Here is a 17,305-nt window from a genome sequence, read left to right as displayed (position 1 = left end):
CTCCAGGGCTGATCGCCGTCTCGGATGTCGACATGTCACTACAGCGCGTTGCCGACATGTGACATTCTGCCGGAAGCGCGTTTGCCGGAGCCTCGGCTCCGGTATTCAGGTGAGGGCTGCGTTTCCGTCAGAGGAACGTGGCCGCGACCGTCCCGCGACCCAAAGGGGGTGGCATGTCCGCAGATCAGGGCAGCTCGAAGGTGCTCGCGCTCGCGGAGAGCGAGACCGCGCCCGACGCGCCCCAGGCGCTCGGCCCCATCGATGACGTCCCGACGCTCGAAGCCGTGCCGGCCCAGACCCTCCCGGCAACGGAGGCCATCGACACCCGCACCCTGTCCCGCTCCCTTTTCCTGCGGCTCGCCGCGCTCGACGAGGACAGCCCCGAACGTGCCTACGTCCGGGACACCCTGATCGAACTCAACCTCCCGCTGGTGCGGTACGCCGCCGCCCGCTTCCGCTCGCGCAACGAGCCGATGGAGGACATCGTCCAGGTCGGCACCATCGGCCTGATCAAGGCGATCGACCGCTTCGACTGCGAGCGGGGGGTGGAGTTCCCGACCTTCGCCATGCCGACCGTGGTCGGCGAGATCAAGCGGTTCTTCCGGGACACCTCGTGGTCCGTGCGCGTCCCGCGGCGGCTCCAGGAGCTGCGTCTGGCCCTCACCAAGGCCAGCGACGAGCTGTCGCAGAAGCTGGACCGCTCCCCGACCGTCGCCGAACTCGCCGCCGTGCTGGGCGTGTCCGAGGAGGACGTCGTCGACGGCCTCGCGGTGGGCAACGCTTACACGGCCTCCTCGCTGGACTCCCCGGCGCCGGAGGACGACGGCGGCGAGGGCTCGCTGGCCGACCGGCTGGGGTACGAGGACACGGCGCTGGAGGGCGTCGAGTACCGCGAGTCCCTCAAGCCGCTGCTGGCCAAGCTGCCGCCCCGGGAGCGGCGGATCATCATGCTCCGCTTCTTCGCCAACATGACCCAGTCGCAGATCGGCGAGGAGGTCGGCATCTCCCAGATGCACGTCTCCCGGCTGCTGACCCGCACACTGGCCCAGCTCCGTGACGGGCTGATCTCCGACTGAGCCGCCGACGGGCCGGCCCCGCAGTGGGACCGGCCCCCGGAGACGGTTGCGACCGCCGCGGCGCCCCCTGGGCACCGTGGCGGTCGTGATGTGCCGCCCGAGCGGCTCCGTTCCTACGCGAGCGCCAGCCAGGCCACGGCCGCGACGATCACCACGGCGGCCACGACGCCGACGATCAGACCGACACGGGGTCCGGCGGAGGCGACGGGGTCCGCCGCCTGCTGGGACTGGGGGGCGCCCTCGTCGACGAACGCGCGGAACATCTGGGTGCTGCCAGCGGGATCGTAATTGCCCTGGGGGCCCTGGTTGTTAGCCATGGGGCGAGACACTAGCGAATCCGCGGGACACACCCAAGCGGGGGGCTCCGCACACCGCCCAGGACCGCGCATCCCCCGCCACCTGGGCATTTACGTTCGCAATACTTGCCTTTGCCAAGTTTTTATGCCTCCGTCGGGCTTTTTATGTGCCTGTAGCAACCATCAAGACCTATCGTTGCCCTAAGCAACGAACTGGAGGGGCGATGGCCGAGCAGGCTCAGTACGAGGAGCTGATCCGGCAGTTCAGCGCCTTCGGCGCCGTGAAACGGGAGCTGGGCCGGCTGCTGCCGGCCGACTGCCCCGGTGGCTCCGCCGCCGTGCTGACGCTCCTCGGCCGCCACGGCGACATGCGCATCAGCAAGCTCTCCGAGCTGCTGGCCGTCGACATGTCGGTGACCAGCCGCCACGTCGCCCACGTCGCCGAACGGGGCTGGATCGAGCGGTCCCCGGACCCCGCCGACAAGCGCTCGCGCATCCTGCGCCTGACGCCCCGGGGCGAGGACCTGCTGGACGAGATGTCCGAGCGGACCGCCCGGATGCTCGCCGACCGCCTGAGCGACTGGCCCGACGCCGACGTCGTCCAGCTCACCCGGCTCATGGCGCGGCTCAGGGCCAGTTTCGACGACTGCCGGGTCCCGCCGGCCCGGCCTCCCGCACGGTCCGGGGCCGCACCGTCCACCCGTACACCCGCGATCACCACATAAGCGAAGGAAGTCCATGGCAACGACCACACCAACCGGTGTGCGGGCTCATGCCAAGCACGGGGGAGGCACCTCCGACAGCGCTCCGATGACGCACCGGCAGATCATGGAGGCGCTGTCCGGGCTGCTGCTCGGCATGTTCGCCGCCATCCTGTCCTCCACCATCGTCACCAACGCCCTGCCCCAGATCGTCACCGACCTCGGCGGCGGGCAGAGCGCCTACACCTGGGTCGTCACCGCCTCACTCCTGGCGATGACCGCCTCCACCCCCCTGTGGGGCAAGCTCGCGGACCTGGTCAGCAAGAAGGCCCTGGTCCAGATAGCCCTGTGCGTCTTCGTCGTCGGCTCCGTCGTCGCCGGCCTCGCGCACAGCCCCTCCATGCTGATCACCGCCCGCGTGATCCAGGGACTCGGTGCCGGCGGCCTCTCCGCCCTGGCGCAGATCATCATGGCCGCGATGATCGCCCCGCGGGAGCGCGGCCGTTACTCCGGCTACCTCGGCGCCACCTTCGCCGTCGCCACCGTCGGCGGCCCGCTGCTCGGCGGCGTCATCACCGACACCCCCTGGCTCGGCTGGCGCTGGTGCCTCTACGTCGGCGTGCCCTTCGCGCTGATCGCCCTCTTCGTCCTCCAGAAGACGCTGAACCTCCCGGTGGCCAAGCGCCAGGTCAAGGTCGACTGGGCCGGCGCCTTCTTCGTCACCGCCGCCGTCAGCCTCCTGCTGATCTGGGTCACCTTCGCCGACGACAAGTACACCTGGCTCTCCTGGCAGACGTACACCATGGTCGGCGGCGCGATCGCGCTCACCCTGGTCTTCCTCCTCGTCGAGAGCCGGGCCGCCGAGCCGATCATCCCGCTGCGGCTGTTCCGGAACCGGACCATCACCCTGGCGTCGCTGGCCTCGCTCTTCGTCGGCATCGCCATGTTCGCGGGCACCGTCTACTTCAGCCAGTACTTCCAGCTCGCCCGGGGCAAGTCGCCGACCATGTCCGGCGTCATGACCATCCCGATGATCGGCGGCCTGTTCGTCTCGTCCACCGTCTCCGGCCTGATCATCACCAAGACCGGCAGGTGGAAGGGGTGGCTGCTCGCCGGCGGCCTGCTCCTGACGGCCGGCCTGGGCATGCTGAGCACCATGCGGTACGACACCGCGTACTGGCACATCGGCGTCTTCATGGCCCTCATGGGCCTCGGCGTCGGCATGATGATGCAGAACCTGGTGCTGTGCACGCAGAACCAGGTGGCCCCCGGTGACCTGGGCGCGGCCTCCTCCGTCGTGACCTTCTTCCGCTCGCTGGGCGGCGCGGTCGGCGTCTCGGTGCTCGGCTCCGTGATGTCCAGCCGCATCACCCACCACGCCACCGAGACGATCGGGCAGCTCCGGCCCGAGGAGCAGATGGCGGCCGGGCAGGCCATGGGCAGCGGACGCATCCCCGACATGGACCTGCTCCCCGCGCCCATCCGCACCTGGCTGGAGAGCGCCTACGGCCACGGCATCGCCGACATCTTCCTCTACGTCGCGCCGATCGCCTTCCTCGGCTTCCTGGTGACGCTCCTCATCAAGGAGGTCCCGCTGCGCACCTCGGGCGCCCTGGCCCAGGCCGCCCACGCCTCCGCCGAGACCGCCTCCCCGGCGGCCCCCGCCCCGGCCGAGGCGGCCCGTGTCGCCGGGACCGTCCCGGCCGCGGTGCCGGCCGTCGCGCCGGCCGGCACCGCCGGGACCGCCGCCGGGACCTCCGCGGCCCCGCGCCCCGCGGCGGTCGCCACGGCCGACGGTGAGAGGGAGCCCGGCCCCGCCGGAATCCCGGTCCGCGGCACCGTCCGCGGCCACGAGTCCGCCGCCGTCCCGCACGCCGCCGTCACGCTGATCTCCCTGTCGGGACGCCAGCTCGGCCGGTCGGTCGCCCAGGCCGACGGCACCTACACGGTCGACGCGCCGCACGCGGGCTCGTACGTCCTGATCGCCGCCGCCGACGGCTACCAGCCGCAGGCGTCCACGGTCGTCGTCCACGACGAGCCGGTCGCCTACGACATCCTGCTCAGCGGCACCAGCGGCCTCGGCGGACTGGTGCGGGCCGAGGAGAGCGGGCAGCCGGTCGCCGGCGCGATGGTGATCGTGACCGATGTCCGCGGTGACCTCCTGGCCACCGTCACCACCGGCGAGGACGGCGAGTTCTCCCTCACCGAACTGGTCCCGGGCACGGTGACCGTCGCGGTCAACGCCCCCGGGTTCCGGCCGCGCGCCCTGCCCGTCGAGGTCGGCGGCACCGGCGTCGCCCGGGTCGAGGTCGGCCTTTGGCCCGGCGCCCGGCTCCAGGGCGTGATCCGGGCCCCGCACGGCCCGCTCGCCGACGCCCGCGTCACGCTCATCGACGCGGCGGGCAACGTGGCCGGCTCGGCCGGCACCGGCCCGGACGGGGCGTACGCCTTCACCGACCTGGACGCCGGCGAGTACACCGTCGTGGCGACCGGCTACCCGCCCGTGGCGACCGCCCTGACGGTCGAGGGCCCCGGCGTCGACGGCCACGACATCACGCTCGCCCACCCGGGCGAGTAGCCGGGCCCCGGCCCGTGGCGGCCCGCGCGCGGCGGGACAGGGGCGCGCGCCGCCGCCGCGGGCCGGACTCCTCACCACCGGGCCCCGGGCCCGCCGGGTCCGTACGGCCCGCCGGGCCCGCGGGCCTTCGTCGACCCCTGTTCGCCCACCTTCGGCAGGAGAGAGAAACCGGATGGGACTGACCGCGAGAATCCGCACGCGGGACGGATGGGCCGTGTCGCACGCGGTCGTCACGCTGACCGACGGCGCGGGCCGCCAGGTGGTGCGCGCCGAGGCGGACGCCGAGGGCGCCGTGCGGGATGCCACCGAGCTGGAACCGGGCGCCTACACCGTCGTCGTCACCGCCGTCGGCTACGCGCCCGCCGCGGCCGGCGCCCTCGTGACCGCGAGCGGCCGGGCCGACGCCGGCACCGTGACGCTCGCCCGGCAGGGCGGCACCGAACTGCCGCCGCCCGGCCCCTGGACCATCGACCCGGCGCACTCCAGCGTCGCCGCCATCGCCCAGCACCTCGGCATCTCCAGCGTGCGCGGCCGGTTCACCGACTTCTCCGGGACGGTCGAGATCGCCCCGGACGACGTCACCAAGTCCCGCGTCGAGGCGGTGATCCGGGCGGCCTCCATCGACACCGGCCACGGCGCCCGCGACACCCACCTGCGCTCCGCCGACTTCCTGGACGCCGAGCGCTTCCCGGAGATCGCCTACCGCTCCACCGGAGTGACCGAGGCCGGCCCGGACCGCTGGACCGTCCACGGCGACCTGCGGCTGCGCGGCGTGGTCCGCCCGGTCGACCTGGACCTCGCCTACCTCGGCACCGGCGCCGACCCGTGGGGCGGCACCCGGGCCGCCTTCCGCGCCACCACGCGACTGCGGCGCGAGGAGTTCGCCATGAACCACCACCAGGTCCTCCAGGCCGGTATCGCCGCCGTCGGCACCACGCTCCGCGTCGAACTGGACGTGCAGGCCGTCCAGGGGGAGTCGCTGCCGGTCCCGTCGCCGCCGGCCGGGGGGTGAACCGTCCCGGGCCGTCCGCGCCACCAGCTCGGCGCAGAGAGCGCGCGGCTTGACGTCGCGGGCCCGGTCCGGTCCCGGGCCCGGTCACGGTCACGGTCCCGGTCACGGTCACGGGAGGACCGGCGCAGCCACGCCGGCGCTCGATGCCTACCGCCTCGTTCACCGCGTGGGCGGCCCACTCCGCGAAGGACCGGGCCGCCTGGCGTCCAGGTCCAGGCCGCCGGGGAGCCAGGAGCCGCCGGCCGGGGTCATCGGGCGCCCGGCGCGGCGTACCGTGATCGAGCGGGAGGCCGCGCCGGGCACCTCCGCCACCGCGCGGTCGGTCGGATCGCGCAGCAGGGTGTCGAGGCCCCGGCTGCGCGCCATCGCCGGTCGAGCGTGTCGAGAGAGTCCGAGGTCATGCCGGTACGGATATCCCGTCAGCGGTCGTTGACGCTTCGTCCGCCCGCGGTGTTGTTGGGGTTGTTGGCGCTGTTGGTGTTGTTGGCGTCGACGACGCGCCGGGCGAGATCGCGCAGCTTCACGTTCTCCCGCTGCGAGGCCCGCACCAGGCTCTCGAAGGCGCCGGCCGCGTCGATGTCCAGACGCTCCATGAGGATGCCGGTGGCCTGGCCGATCAGGTCCCGGGTGCGCATGGCCTCGGTGAGCTGGTCGCGCACGGTCGCCGAGTCCAGGGCCAGGCTGACGTGCGCGGTGAGGAGCCGGCCGATGCGCTCGCCGTCCTCGTCGAAGGCGCGGGGTCTGCCCGCGTACGCGGTCAGCACGGTCAGCCGGCGCCGGTCGGCGCGCAGCCGCAGCGAGAGCGCCGAGCGCAGGCCGAGACCGGAGAGGGTGTTGGCGCCGCCGTCGGCGTCGCTGTCCTCTATCCGCACCACGGGCGTGGACCACAGGTGCTCCCAGTCCGGGTGCGGTTCACCGCTGCCCTGCCGGGCCTCGGCGAAGCGCACGACCTCGTCGGTCCAGGCGAGGGTACGGCGGCTGCCCCGTTCGATCTCGCAGATGCCCGCGTGCTCGGCGCCGGGCACGAGGTGCACGGCCAGTTCGACCGCGGTGCGCAGGGTGTCGTCCGCCGAGCCCGTCTCGTGCAGGCTCCGGGCCGCGGTCGTCAGGGCTTCGGCAAGCTCGAAACCCACCGGAAAACGTGGCAAATCAGTAAATTCGGATGCAGTCACCACGAACCTCTTCGGCATGCCCGGCCCGGAGGCCGTGCGCAGGAGAGCTCCGCAGCACATTCCCGACTGCGAGCACAGGACGGAGAGCACTTTAGCTGCTCGGTTGCGCAGCGGTGACGCCCGGCCGACCGTCCGGCGCCGCCGCACTTCCGTGCCCGGTGCCCGCCGTGATGCAATGGCGGCCGGGTCAGGAAGCGGCCTCGCCGGAAGCCGGACGCACGTCTGCCAGGTGATGCCGTGACCCCGCTCTCCCGACCGTACGGGCCCTCGGAACCGCCCGGGTGCGCCGTGCTCGCCCTCCCCCGCGAGATCGACTTCTGCAACGCCGCGGGGCTGCTGCCGCTGGTTCTGGCCGCCGCGGAGACCGGCTCCGGCCCGCTGCGCCTGCTCGTACTCGACCTCACCGGCACCCGTTTCATGGACTCCCAGGGCGTCCGCCTCCTCGACGACGTGCGCCGCCGGCTGCGCGGCCGGGCCCTGCTGCGGGTCGTGGCGGTCCCGGGGAGCGTGCCGAACCGGGTGCTGGAACTGTCCGGCCTGCGGCGCGACGTGCCGGTCCACGGTGACCTGGCGGAGGCGCTGGCGGCCGGGACCGGGGCGTCACCCGCGGGGCGGCCTGACCGCGACCGGCCGGACGAATCGCCCTAGAGTGACCTCATGGCACCCAAGATCGCGACCAACACCCCTGTCTCCCGCGAGGAGTTGCTCGACTTCGTCCGCCCCCGGCACCGAGCGGTGCTCCTGACCCGCCGGGCCGGCGGCGGCCCCCAGGGATCGCCGGTGGCCTGCGGGGTCGACGGCTCCGGGCGGATCGTGGTCTCCACCTACCCCGAACGGGCCAAGACCCGCAACGCCCGGCGGGACCCCCGGGTCGCCCTCATCGTGCTCAGCGACGACTGGGACGGCCCCTGGGTCCAGGTCGACGGCACGGCCGAGGTCGTCGACCCGCCCGACTCCGTGGAACCCCTCGTCGAGTACTACCGCGTCATCGCCGGCGAGCACCCCGACTGGGACGAGTACCGGCGGGCCATGGCCGAGCAGGGCAAGTCGCTGCTGAGGATCACGCCGGAGCGGTGGGGCCCGGTGGCGACCGGGGGCTTCCCGGCGCGGGTGGCGGAGGGGCGTGGAGGCGGGGGGTGAAGTGGGGGGGTGAAGTGGGGGGGGTGAAGTGGGGGGGGTGAAGTGGGGGGGTGACCGGTGGACGGTTGCCGAGGCAGGCGGGCGACCGGGGCGGGGCGGCGGTACGGAGCCTCGTTCCCGCCGCGCCGGGCCGCCGCGTGGTCAGGGCGTGGCGGGCTTGATCAGGTAACCGGCGCCGCGGCGGGTGTGGATCATCGGCTCCCGGCCGGCGTCGATCTTCCGGCGCAGGTAGGAGATGTACAGCTCGACGACGTTGGCCTGGCCGCCGAAGTCGTAGGACCAGACCCGGTCCAGGATCTGCGCCTTGCTCAGCACCCGCCGCGGATTGCGCATCAGGAAGCGCAGCAGCTCGAACTCGGTGGCGGTCAGGTGGATGCCGAGCCCGCCCCGGGTGACCTCGTGGCTGTCCTCGTCGAGGGTGAGGTCGCCGACGACCAGCAGGGAGCCGGAACGGCGGTCGGCGGCGCCGGAACGGCGGATCAGCCCGCGCAGCCGGGCGACGACCTCCTCCAGGCTGAACGGCTTGGTGACGTAGTCGTCGCCGCCCGCGGTCAGCCCGGCGATCCGGTCCTCCACCGCGTCCTTGGCGGTGAGGAAGAGCACCGGGACGTCGGGCAGATCGCGGCGCAGCCGCCCCAGGGCGCTCAGCCCGTCCATGTCGGGCAGCATCATGTCCAGCACCACCGCGTCCGGCCGGAACTCCCGCGCCGTCCGGACGGCACCGAGCCCGTCGCCCGCGCTGCGGATCTGCCAGCCCTCGTACCGCAGGGCCATGGACAACAGGTCGGTGATGGACTGCTCGCCGTCCACCACGAGCACGCGGACGGGGCTCCCGTCCGGCCTGAGCAGTTCGGTACGCCCCTGGGGCGAGGTCGTGGTCATGCCGGACACGCTGCCGGGAGGCTCTGAGAGGGCTCTTTCGCCATCCTGTGATTTCCCTGAGAAACGGGGGGCGCTGCCTTGACGTCCCCGCCTCAGGGGCGTCCTCCGGGCTCAGGCACCACCGGGCGCCGTCCGGACGGGGGCCAGGCCGAAGAGCCGGGCGGCGTTGTCGTGGCAGACGGCCCGCAGCCAGGCGTCGCCCAGCTCCAGCCTTTCCAGGGCGCGCAGTTGGTGCGGGTAGGGGTAGGGGATGTTCGGGAAGTCGGTGCCGAGCAGGACCCGGTCGCCGAGCGCGGCCAGCCGGGGCAGCGCCCGGCGGGGGAACGGCGCCAGCTTCTCGCTGAAGTCGGTGAACGCCATGGTGGTGTCCAGCCGGACCTCCGGGTACCGCTCGGCCAGTTCCAGGAACTCCTCGTACTCGGTCATGCCGAGGTGGGCGACGATCAGCCGCAGCCGGGGATGGCGGGCCAGCACCCGCGCGACGGGTCCCGGCCCGGTGTGCGCGCCGGGGGCGGGCCCGGAGCCGCAGTGGATCACGACCGGGACGCCCGCCTCGGCGAGCAGCCCCCAGGCCGCGTCGAGCCGGGCGTCGGCCGGGTCGTACGCCCCCACCTGCACGTGCGCCTTGAAGATCCGCGCCCCGTCCTCGACGGCCTCGCGGACGTACGCCTCGACGTCCGGCTCGGGGAAGAGGGTCGCGGTGTGCAGGCAGTCGGGGGTGCGCCGGGCGAAGTCGGCGGCCCAGCCGTTGAGCCAGCGGGCCATGCCGGGCTTGTGCGGGTACAGCATGGAGGTGAAGGCCCGTACGCCGAACGCCCGCAGGAGCGCGGTGCGTTCGTCCTCCTCGTGCCGGTAGGTGATGGGCCACTCGACGCCGCCGGTCAGCGGGCCGAGCGCGTCGAAGTACCTCCAGACCTTGCGCAGCACGCGCTCGGGCATGAAGTGGGTGTGGACGTCGACGAGTCCGGGCAGCCCAAGCCCCTCCCAGAAACCCCGCACCTGCCGGACCTCGTCGGGGCGTCCGGTCCGTTCGTGACACGGGCGGCCCGGGACCGGCCGCCCGCCGGTGGCCTGGGGCACGGTGTGGTGGGCGTGGCGGTGTGCTTCGCCGGGGCCGGCGGGGGCCGTGCTCCGGGGCACGGCACGGTGGGCCTGGCCGTGGGCCTCGTCCGGTCCTGGGCCCACCGCCACGGGATGACGGTCCTGGCGACCGTGACCCTCGTCGGGGCCGGGGCCCACCGACACGGGATGACGGTCCTGACGACCGGGGGCCTCGTCGGGGCCGGGGCCCACCGACACGGGATGACGGTCCTGACGACCGGGGGCCTCGTCCGGTCCGGGGCCCACCGACACGGGATGACGGTCCTGACGACCGGGGGCCTCGTCCGGTCCGGGGCCCACCGCCACGGGATGGCGGCCCTGACGTCCGCGAGCCTCATCGGGGCCGGGGCCCACCGGCACGGGGTGACGGTCCTGGCGACCGGGGGCCTCGTCCGGTCCGGGGCCCACCGGCACGGTGTGGTGGTCACTCATGCCGTCCACGATCACCCGGCGACCGGTGCCGGGTCCACCGTACGGCTCAGAACAGCCCGTCCTGCACGCCGCCCGCCTCCTTGAACTCCCTGACCGGCACCGTGCACGGCCGGCCCTCGGCGGGCACCAGTTCCCAGCCCGGCATGAGCCGCGCGTCGAGGACGACGGTGCCGCGCTCGGTCGCCAGGTGCAGGTCAGGCCCGGCGACCGCGAGCAACTCGCCCCCGACCGCGCCGCCCGGCACCAGTTCCGCCACCTCCCCCACGGCCGCGGGGCCCCCGGCCGCCTCGGCCAGCCGGAAGGCCCCGGCGTGGTCGACGGCCCGGAAGGGCTCCGGCGTCAACGACTCGGGCCGGCCGGCGAGCGCGACCGCCCGCGCGTGCAGCTCCGCGATCTCCGCCGCCCGCTCTCCCGGCGTAAGCGGCAGCGCGCCCCGCACGGCGCGCTTGCGGGCGTACGGGACCCGGTCGGGCACGCCGAGCGCGGCGCGCAGCATCTCCTCGGTGCGCCGCGCCGCCATCAGCGGCCCCTCCCCGAGCCAGGTGAAACAGACCGCGCCCTGCTCCAGCAGCCGCGCCGGGCCCCGCGCGGCGGCGGTGATGCCGACCTTGACGAGGCCGGGCCCGAACCAGGCCAGGTACACCCGGTACGGCCGCGGGTCGTCGGCGACCGTGTCGGCGGCCACCGAGTGCGCCCGCTCCAGCCGCGCGCACTCCTCGCACCGCGCCCCGGTGCTCCGCCCCGGCACCGGCGCCCGCAGCGGACAGGGATGCCCCCGCGCTCCCCTGCACGTCCGCTCACCTCCCCCGGCGACCGCGAAGGCCACCCGTTTCCCCCAGGTCAGCGCCGAGCGCCGCCCCCCGACCCAGCACAGCTCCGGCCCCCGCTCCGCCCACCGCAGCCCGGCACACGTCCACACCCGTCCCATCACCCCGAGAGTAGAGGGAGCCACTGACAACGCCGGTCGCCAACGGGGCCGCCCACCAACGGTCCCGCAGCGCCCCGCCGTCGGCAGCTCCCGGCAGCCCGTTCCTCGTACGCCCGGACGGCGACCACGGCCCGCACGGCGACAGCCGCCGCCCGCGCCGGGCCGAGGCAGACCCGGACGGGAACCAGAACCCGAAAACCACCCCCGGGCGACCAGCCCACGTGGCCCCGGAACGGTCACGGCTGGGACGCGGCGACCTTGACCCCGAACCCGATGAGGACGACCCCGGTGAGGCGCTCCATCGCCCGCCGCACCGCGGGCCGTTCGAAGAAGACCCGGGCCTTCGCCAGCACCAGCACGTAGCCGCCGAGCCAGAGCAGGGTGAGGACGCCGTGCAGCAGCACGAGGAGGGCCATCCCGGCCTGCGGGGGCATGCCGGAGGGGGCGAGCGTCGGCAGGAGCCCGGTGTAGAAGACGGCGATCTTCGGATTGACGACGTTGCTGACGAGCCCGGTCCGCCACGGGCTCCCCTTCGCGGCACCGGCCCGCGCCACGGCCGCCGGTACGGCACGGCCCCGTCGGCTCCGGAGCAGCGACTGCGCGCCGAGGAAGACCAGGTAGGCGGCGCCGGCCAGCTTCACCACCGTATAGGCGGTGGCCGACGCGGCGAGCACGGCCGCCAGCCCGACCACGGTGAGCACGCCCCAGACGAGCAGCCCGCAGACGATCCCGCCGACCGTCCGCAGCCCGTCCCGCCACCCCCACGCGACGGCCCGTTTGGTCACCACGGCCATGTCGGGCCCCGGCACCACCGTCAACAGGGCCAGCACCCCGACCCCGGCCACGACCTCCACCACCATGCCCCCATGCTCCACCACGCCGGACACGGCGGGCCACGGGCACTTCACGCCGCCGGGCCGCCTCGCACAGGTATTGCCGGTAATACCTGTTGCACCGGTGATCTTCGCTGCGTACCTTCCCCACGGGGTGTCGGGGGGCCTCTCCGGGGCCGGCGGTGCGGGACGACGTGCCCCCTCCTCGGCTCCTCGCCGAGGCAGGAGGCCAGACGGTGGGGAGACAGATGCGACCGACGTTCGTACTGGTTCACGGAGCCTTCGCGAACTCCTTTTCCTTCGCGCCGCTCCAGGCCGAACTGGGCCTTCTCGGCCACCGGTCGGTCGCTGTCGACCTGCCCGGCCACGGTTTCGCGGCGACTTATCCGCGCGCCTATCAGGCACCGCAGGATCTCGAAGATCTCGCCGTCACACCGGGCTCGATCAGCGGTGTCACGCTCGCCGACAACGCCGCGCACCTGATCGGAATCCTGGAACGTGCCAAGCGAAACGGGCCGGTCGTCCTCGTCTCGCACAGTCGTGGCGGCGCCACCGCCACCGCCGCGGCCAACGCGCGTCCGGACCTGATCGACCGCATCGTCTACGTCGCGTCCTGGTGCCCGGTCGACATGGACGTCGCGGACTACTACGCCGAACCGGAGATGGCCACCGTCGACGCCGCTTCACTGGGTCTGGCGCTGGCCGGGAACCCGGCCGAACTCGGCCTGCTGCGCGTCAACTTCCGCACCGCGGACCCGGACGCCCTCGCAGCGCTCAAGGCGGCCTTCCTCGCCGACGGCACCGACGAGGAGTTCCTGACCTTCCTGAACACCTTCCAGCCCGACGAGAACCTGGACGTCGGCACCTCCGCGGACCGGGCGCAGGCCGCGACCTGGGGCAGCATCCCGAAGACCTACATACGCCTGGCCGACGACGCGAGTCTGCCGCTCGCCCTGCAGGACCGGCTGATCCGCGAGGGCGACGCGCTGACCCCGGACAACCCGTACGACGTCCGCACCCTCGAAGGCAGCCACCTGAAGTGGCTGACCGACCCGGCGCCGGCCGCCCGGGTCCTGGGAGAACTCGCCGCACTCACGACCCGGTCCCCCTGATCACGAGCGGGCTGTTGAACACCGCCGTCAGGACAAACACCGGGAACCCTGTGGATCTCTCCACAGGGTTCCCGGTCTGCTGTGCACTCGGCAGGATTCGAACCTGCAACCTTCTGATCCGTAGGATCGGGCAGCAGGTGATGAGGAGTGCCGGCGGCCTACTGATCCGATCGCCGAGGTTAGCGATCATGTGCGTCTGTGTGCCGTCGTTGCCGTCAGAGTTGCCGTCAACTCCGAACGGTGGCTTCGCCGCAATGACGGTGGCTGACTCATCCCAGCACAGTGGCGATGGCGAGGGCGATTCGCTCGATCCAGTCGATCGCATCGGTCACGTCGGCGTCGGAGATGGGGCGGCGACGCTTGAGGTCGCCGTCTAGCAGGTCCGCGTCATGGGCGATCCTGTTGCGGCGATCAGTGATGGAGTTGTACTTCTGCTTCAGCGTCTGCGCGTTCATGGACGTGCGGCCGTGGTTCCACTCATTGAGCTGGACGGCGGCCTTGGCCCAGATGTCCTCTTCCGTCACCAGCTTCAGCGCCTCGCTGATCTTGCGAGGGTTTTGCAGTGCCGCATTGCCCCACTTCGCCTTGACATGCTCAGAGACGGCGTCGGCGAGCGTGGTGGTACCGCGCCGGATTTCCTCCACCTTGACCAGGGGCAGCTCGAACTTCGTCAGTTGGTAGGGCATTTGAGGGCTGTCCTCGGCGGCCAGCTCGGCCACGCGCCGGTACAGCTCCTCATGGAACCAGTGGTCGATGGCGCTGACGGCCTGTACCCAGGCGGCCCGGTAGAAGTCGCCAATGTCGATGACAGGGGACTGGAAAGCAGCCAGGCTCTGACCCGCCACGATCATCTTCCGTGCGTACTCAAGGTTGGTCAGGAACGCCCGGAACTCGCGCGTCTGCGGCTGTGCGGCCGGCATGGAACTCCCCCGTCTCGCTGGTCTGAGAATTCAGGATTCCGGCGGGACGGGGGAGGGGCAACCCAGTTGTGGATCAATCACTCTCAGTTGGCTCAATCACGTCGGTGTCGGCCGAGACCTCGCCACCGAGGGCTTCCGCGATGGCCGCGAACTCGCTCAGCGCGGCCTGCAAGTCCTCGACGATCTCCTGGGCGATCACCTCGGGCGGCAGAAGGCTGTCGGCGTCGTCGAGTGCCGGGTCCTTCATCCAGGTGATGTCCAGATTCACCTTGTCGCGGGCGATGAGTTCGTCGTAGTCGAAGGACTTGAAACGCTCGGACTCCACCCGCTCGCTGCGCGGCTTACCCGGCAGGTACGCCTCGATGAACTCGTCAAGAGCCGCGCGGGTCAGTGGGTGTTGCTTGAGGGTGAAGTGCTTGGCGGTACGGAAATCGTAGACCCAGAGTTTCGAGGTGTTGTGGGCGCCCCCGCTGCGGGGCGGCTTCTTCTCGAAGAACAGGACGTTGGCCTTGACACCGCCCGCGTAGAAGATGCCGGTCGGCAGGCGGAGGATCGTGTGCAGATCGAACTCTTCCAGCAGGCGGCGGCGTACCTTCTCGCCCGCGCCGCCTTCGAAAAGCACGTTGTCCGGCAGGACGATAGCCGCACGGCCGTTCATCTCCAGCTGCGACATGATGTGCTGCAGGAAGTTGAGCTGCTTGTTAGTGGTGGTGGCGCGGAAGTCGTCCCGCTCGTACGAGATGTCTTCCTTTTCGGCCTTGCCGTCCGTGCCGACGATCGTGATCGCAGACTTCTTGCCAAAGGGCGGATTGGCGAGTACGAGCGACGCGTGGCGCTCAGGCTTGTCGGCAAGCGCGTCACCCACGGTGATGAGCGAATCGCCATCGGCGTCACCGATGCCGTGCAGGAGCATGTTCATCGCGGCCAGACGGGCCGTGCCGGTGACCAGTTCGTTGCCCCAGATCTTGCCGGACCCGAGCGCGAGACGCTGTTCCCGTGACAGGTGCTGCATGTGGTGCTTACGGATGTAGCTGTGCGCAGCGATCAGGAAGCCGCCGGTACCGCAGGCCGGGTCGGTGATCGTGTCTTCGGGGCCCGGTTGCATCACGTCGACCATGGCGTCGATGAGCGCGCGGGGCGTGAAGTACTGGCCGGCGCCGGTCTTGGTGTCCTCCGCGCCCTTGGCAAGCAGACCTTCGTAGGCGTCGCCCTTGAGGTCCGTCCCCTGGATCGTCCAGTCCTCCTTGCCGATCAGCTCGACGACCAGCTTTTCGAGCAGGGCGGGCTCGGTAATCCTGTTCTGGGACTTCGCGAAGATCGTGCCGAGGGTGGTGCCGGGGTTCTTGGCGAGCGCTTCGAGGGTTTTGCGGTAGTGGACTTCGAGGTCGATGCCCTTGAGGCGAGCGAGAGACTGCCAATCGTACTCAGCAGGTACGACGGTTTTGGCCTCCTCCTCGGTGAAGGGGTCGGAGGCGATCTCATCGGCCATCTTGAGGAAGAGCAGGTACGAGAGCTGCTCGACGTATTCGATGGTGGAAAGGCCATTGTCCCGGAGGACATTGCAGTAGTTCCAGAGCTTGGCGACCAGGGCGCTGGTCTGCGCGTGTGCCAGGGCGGGGGATGCGGGGGTCACAGGGGAAGCTCCTGCTGAACGGCGTTGGCGGACGAGGGAGTCGAGGACGCGGGAGGTGCCGGCGGTGCGTCATCGGTGGCAGCCGCCTTACGGGGGCGGCGGACGGGCCGTCTGGACTTGCCACGCTGGGCCTCGCGGTCGGCGCGAATGCGGTCGAGGAGGACGGAAGCGGTCTCGTCGGCGGGGTCCTGGGAGACGAGACAACCGGTGAATGCGCGCTGCAACAATGCGCTTCGCAGGCAGCCTGATTGCCTCAGCGCGGCGTCGATGGCAGTGGAAAGGCGCATGGCTCCCGTTGTGGCCGCATCTACTGCCTCAAGTGTCTCGCGCTGTACATCCAGAGGAGGGATCGGCACAGGAAGCTGACTCAAGGTTTCTGCGCTGAGATTGTATTGACCAGCCGAGGAGGCGGCATATCTTTCGATTACTCTGCGCCAGAGCGGACTTTGCGTTACCAACTTCACCCAGCGCGGTTCGACAGTACCTGGCGTCAGCCGGAACCTAATCAGGTAAGACGCGAAAGCATAGGGTAGCGATTTCTCTACCACGCCCACTCTGCCAATTAGACTCGGACTACCATTCGTGCGCACGAACAGCAGGTCTCCCGGGTCAAGGAAGAGTTTACTCAGATCGAGGCTAGAATCCATTGCATTCTTGACGTCAGACAAATCAATCGATCCGCCCTGCACGTTCGGAATACGCAGAACAGGGTAGCCTGGAGCATCGTAGCCGCACTTCGCTGACGTGCCGTACCCAGATGCATGGGACAAAGTTCCCAAGCTGACGGTCGTCCAATTATCCGGAGGGGTGTATCCAGGAATGTTGAGGCAAGGTACAGCTTTCCAGCGGCGAGCGGCCAGTGAGCTGCTGGCTTCTTGGATGAAAGCCTCGTCTACAGCTTCGTCAGGGTGCACGGGGCGACTAAGACCGCCAGACACTGCACGGCCATACAGCACTGAAGTGAAGGACTGAGCCTTCGCTTGGGCCAAGACCATGCCAGCGATGCCTGCGTCGAGGCGGGAGAGGTGAGCTTCGAGCGCCTCGACGATTCGATGCTGCTCCGCGAGCGGAGGCAAAGGGACTGGGATCGAAGCCATCGAAGACTTAGTGAGCTTTAGGCGAGTTGTTCCATTTACATAGCCCTCATAGTTGAAGTTGTTCAGGTAGTGGACCACAAAACGACTGAGTGTGACACCCTCGCGAACTCGCAGGACATGCGCATGGTTATTGACCCATGAGGGGCCAGAGATTCTGTATGCCTTGGACTTGCGACCATCAAAGAATTGCACACCGTCTTCTCCAAGGAGTACTAGCTCCTCGTTGAATAGCGCGGTATCGATCCAGCCTACCTGTCCGGTGGCTCCGTAATAGGGAACCCCTCCAGGACGCTGTGCCCGCTCCGTTGCGCTGACCGGGACTCGCTGATGGTCAAGTACCTCTACGATTTCGTCAAGACGGGCCCAGGCCCATCCCTGCGGAAGGTCCATGT

At 70.9% G+C, this 17,305-nt stretch carries 17 protein-coding genes; 7 read left to right on the top strand and 10 right to left on the bottom strand.

Going from position 1 to position 17,305, the window contains the following annotated elements; all coding sequences use genetic code 11:
• The first annotated feature begins 173 nt into the window (after positions 1 to 173).
• Positions 174 to 1,076 (top strand): RNA polymerase sigma factor SigF, encoded by a 903-nt coding sequence (locus J5Y05_RS15300; protein ID WP_210872590.1) that lies wholly within the window; start codon positions 174 to 176, stop codon positions 1,074 to 1,076.
• A 113-nt stretch (positions 1,077 to 1,189) separates the two neighbouring features.
• Here J5Y05_RS15300 and J5Y05_RS15295 read toward each other — a convergent pair whose 3' ends face one another.
• Positions 1,190 to 1,393: a hypothetical protein gene (locus J5Y05_RS15295; RefSeq protein WP_210872588.1), complete on the bottom strand. Its 204-nt coding sequence runs from the start codon at positions 1,391 to 1,393 to the stop codon at positions 1,190 to 1,192.
• Positions 1,394 to 1,596: 203 nt separating this feature from the next.
• Here J5Y05_RS15295 and J5Y05_RS15290 point away from each other — a divergent pair, with 203 nt between their 5' ends.
• From J5Y05_RS15290 to J5Y05_RS15280, 3 genes are all read left to right on the top strand, one after another.
• Positions 1,597 to 2,097, top strand: a complete 501-nt coding sequence (locus J5Y05_RS15290; protein ID WP_210872586.1) for a MarR family winged helix-turn-helix transcriptional regulator — start codon at positions 1,597 to 1,599, stop codon at positions 2,095 to 2,097.
• Between the two features lie 85 nt (positions 2,098 to 2,182).
• Positions 2,183 to 4,651 (top strand): MFS transporter, encoded by a 2,469-nt coding sequence (locus J5Y05_RS15285; RefSeq protein ID WP_504740150.1) that lies wholly within the window; start codon positions 2,183 to 2,185, stop codon positions 4,649 to 4,651.
• A 172-nt stretch (positions 4,652 to 4,823) separates the two neighbouring features.
• Positions 4,824 to 5,663 (top strand): YceI family protein, encoded by an 840-nt coding sequence (locus tag J5Y05_RS15280; protein WP_210872582.1) that lies wholly within the window; start codon positions 4,824 to 4,826, stop codon positions 5,661 to 5,663.
• Positions 5,664 to 5,822: 159 nt separating this feature from the next.
• Here J5Y05_RS15280 and J5Y05_RS15275 read toward each other — a convergent pair whose 3' ends face one another.
• A complete protein-coding gene (locus J5Y05_RS15275; RefSeq protein ID WP_247614643.1) occupies positions 5,823 to 6,029 on the bottom strand; it encodes a hypothetical protein in 207 nt (68 codons plus the stop codon).
• 53 nt (positions 6,030 to 6,082) lie between these two features.
• Complete coding sequence (locus J5Y05_RS15270) at positions 6,083 to 6,853, bottom strand: ANTAR domain-containing protein (RefSeq protein ID WP_210872580.1); 771 nt, start codon at positions 6,851 to 6,853, stop codon at positions 6,083 to 6,085.
• A 219-nt stretch (positions 6,854 to 7,072) separates the two neighbouring features.
• Here J5Y05_RS15270 and J5Y05_RS15265 point away from each other — a divergent pair, with 219 nt between their 5' ends.
• Together J5Y05_RS15265 and J5Y05_RS15260 are read left to right on the top strand one after the other, a co-directional pair.
• Entirely contained in the window at positions 7,073 to 7,483 is a 411-nt protein-coding gene (locus J5Y05_RS15265; protein ID WP_210872578.1) for an STAS domain-containing protein, read from the top strand.
• Positions 7,484 to 7,492: 9 nt separating this feature from the next.
• Positions 7,493 to 7,975: a PPOX class F420-dependent oxidoreductase gene (locus tag J5Y05_RS15260; protein ID WP_210872576.1), complete on the top strand. Its 483-nt coding sequence runs from the start codon at positions 7,493 to 7,495 to the stop codon at positions 7,973 to 7,975.
• 141 nt (positions 7,976 to 8,116) lie between these two features.
• Here J5Y05_RS15260 and J5Y05_RS15255 read toward each other — a convergent pair whose 3' ends face one another.
• From J5Y05_RS15255 to J5Y05_RS15240, 4 genes are all read right to left on the bottom strand, one after another.
• A complete protein-coding gene (locus J5Y05_RS15255) occupies positions 8,117 to 8,857 on the bottom strand; it encodes a response regulator transcription factor (protein ID WP_210872574.1) in 741 nt (246 codons plus the stop codon).
• A gap of 111 nt (positions 8,858 to 8,968) precedes the next feature.
• Entirely contained in the window at positions 8,969 to 9,856 is an 888-nt protein-coding gene (locus tag J5Y05_RS15250) for an amidohydrolase family protein (protein WP_307853930.1), read from the bottom strand.
• Positions 9,857 to 10,436: 580 nt separating this feature from the next.
• On the bottom strand, positions 10,437 to 11,318 hold the full coding sequence (locus J5Y05_RS15245; protein WP_210872572.1) for a DUF2797 domain-containing protein: 882 nt from the start codon (positions 11,316 to 11,318) through the stop codon (positions 10,437 to 10,439).
• A gap of 236 nt (positions 11,319 to 11,554) precedes the next feature.
• Positions 11,555 to 12,178, bottom strand: a complete 624-nt coding sequence (locus J5Y05_RS15240) for a LysE family translocator (RefSeq protein WP_210872570.1) — start codon at positions 12,176 to 12,178, stop codon at positions 11,555 to 11,557.
• Positions 12,179 to 12,399: 221 nt separating this feature from the next.
• Between J5Y05_RS15240 and J5Y05_RS15235 the strand changes: the two genes are divergently transcribed.
• Positions 12,400 to 13,263, top strand: a complete 864-nt coding sequence (locus J5Y05_RS15235; protein WP_210872568.1) for an alpha/beta fold hydrolase — start codon at positions 12,400 to 12,402, stop codon at positions 13,261 to 13,263.
• Between the two features lie 269 nt (positions 13,264 to 13,532).
• Here J5Y05_RS15235 and J5Y05_RS15230 read toward each other — a convergent pair whose 3' ends face one another.
• The 3 genes from J5Y05_RS15230 to J5Y05_RS15220 form a co-directional block, all read right to left on the bottom strand.
• Complete coding sequence (locus J5Y05_RS15230) at positions 13,533 to 14,183, bottom strand: HEPN domain-containing protein (protein WP_210872566.1); 651 nt, start codon at positions 14,181 to 14,183, stop codon at positions 13,533 to 13,535.
• A gap of 73 nt (positions 14,184 to 14,256) precedes the next feature.
• Entirely contained in the window at positions 14,257 to 15,816 is a 1,560-nt protein-coding gene (locus J5Y05_RS15225; protein WP_210872564.1) for a type I restriction-modification system subunit M, read from the bottom strand.
• On the bottom strand, positions 15,813 to 17,303 hold the full coding sequence (locus J5Y05_RS15220) for a restriction endonuclease subunit S (RefSeq protein ID WP_210872563.1): 1,491 nt from the start codon (positions 17,301 to 17,303) through the stop codon (positions 15,813 to 15,815). Before J5Y05_RS15220 ends, J5Y05_RS15225 begins: the two co-directional genes overlap by 4 nt.
• Between the last annotated feature and the right edge of the window lie 2 nt (positions 17,304 to 17,305).

This window comes from Streptomyces tagetis (genome assembly GCF_018069565.1).
Classification (GTDB): Bacteria; Actinomycetota; Actinomycetes; order Streptomycetales; family Streptomycetaceae; genus Streptomyces; species Streptomyces tagetis.
This window is presented reverse-complemented; position numbering and strand designations above follow the sequence as displayed.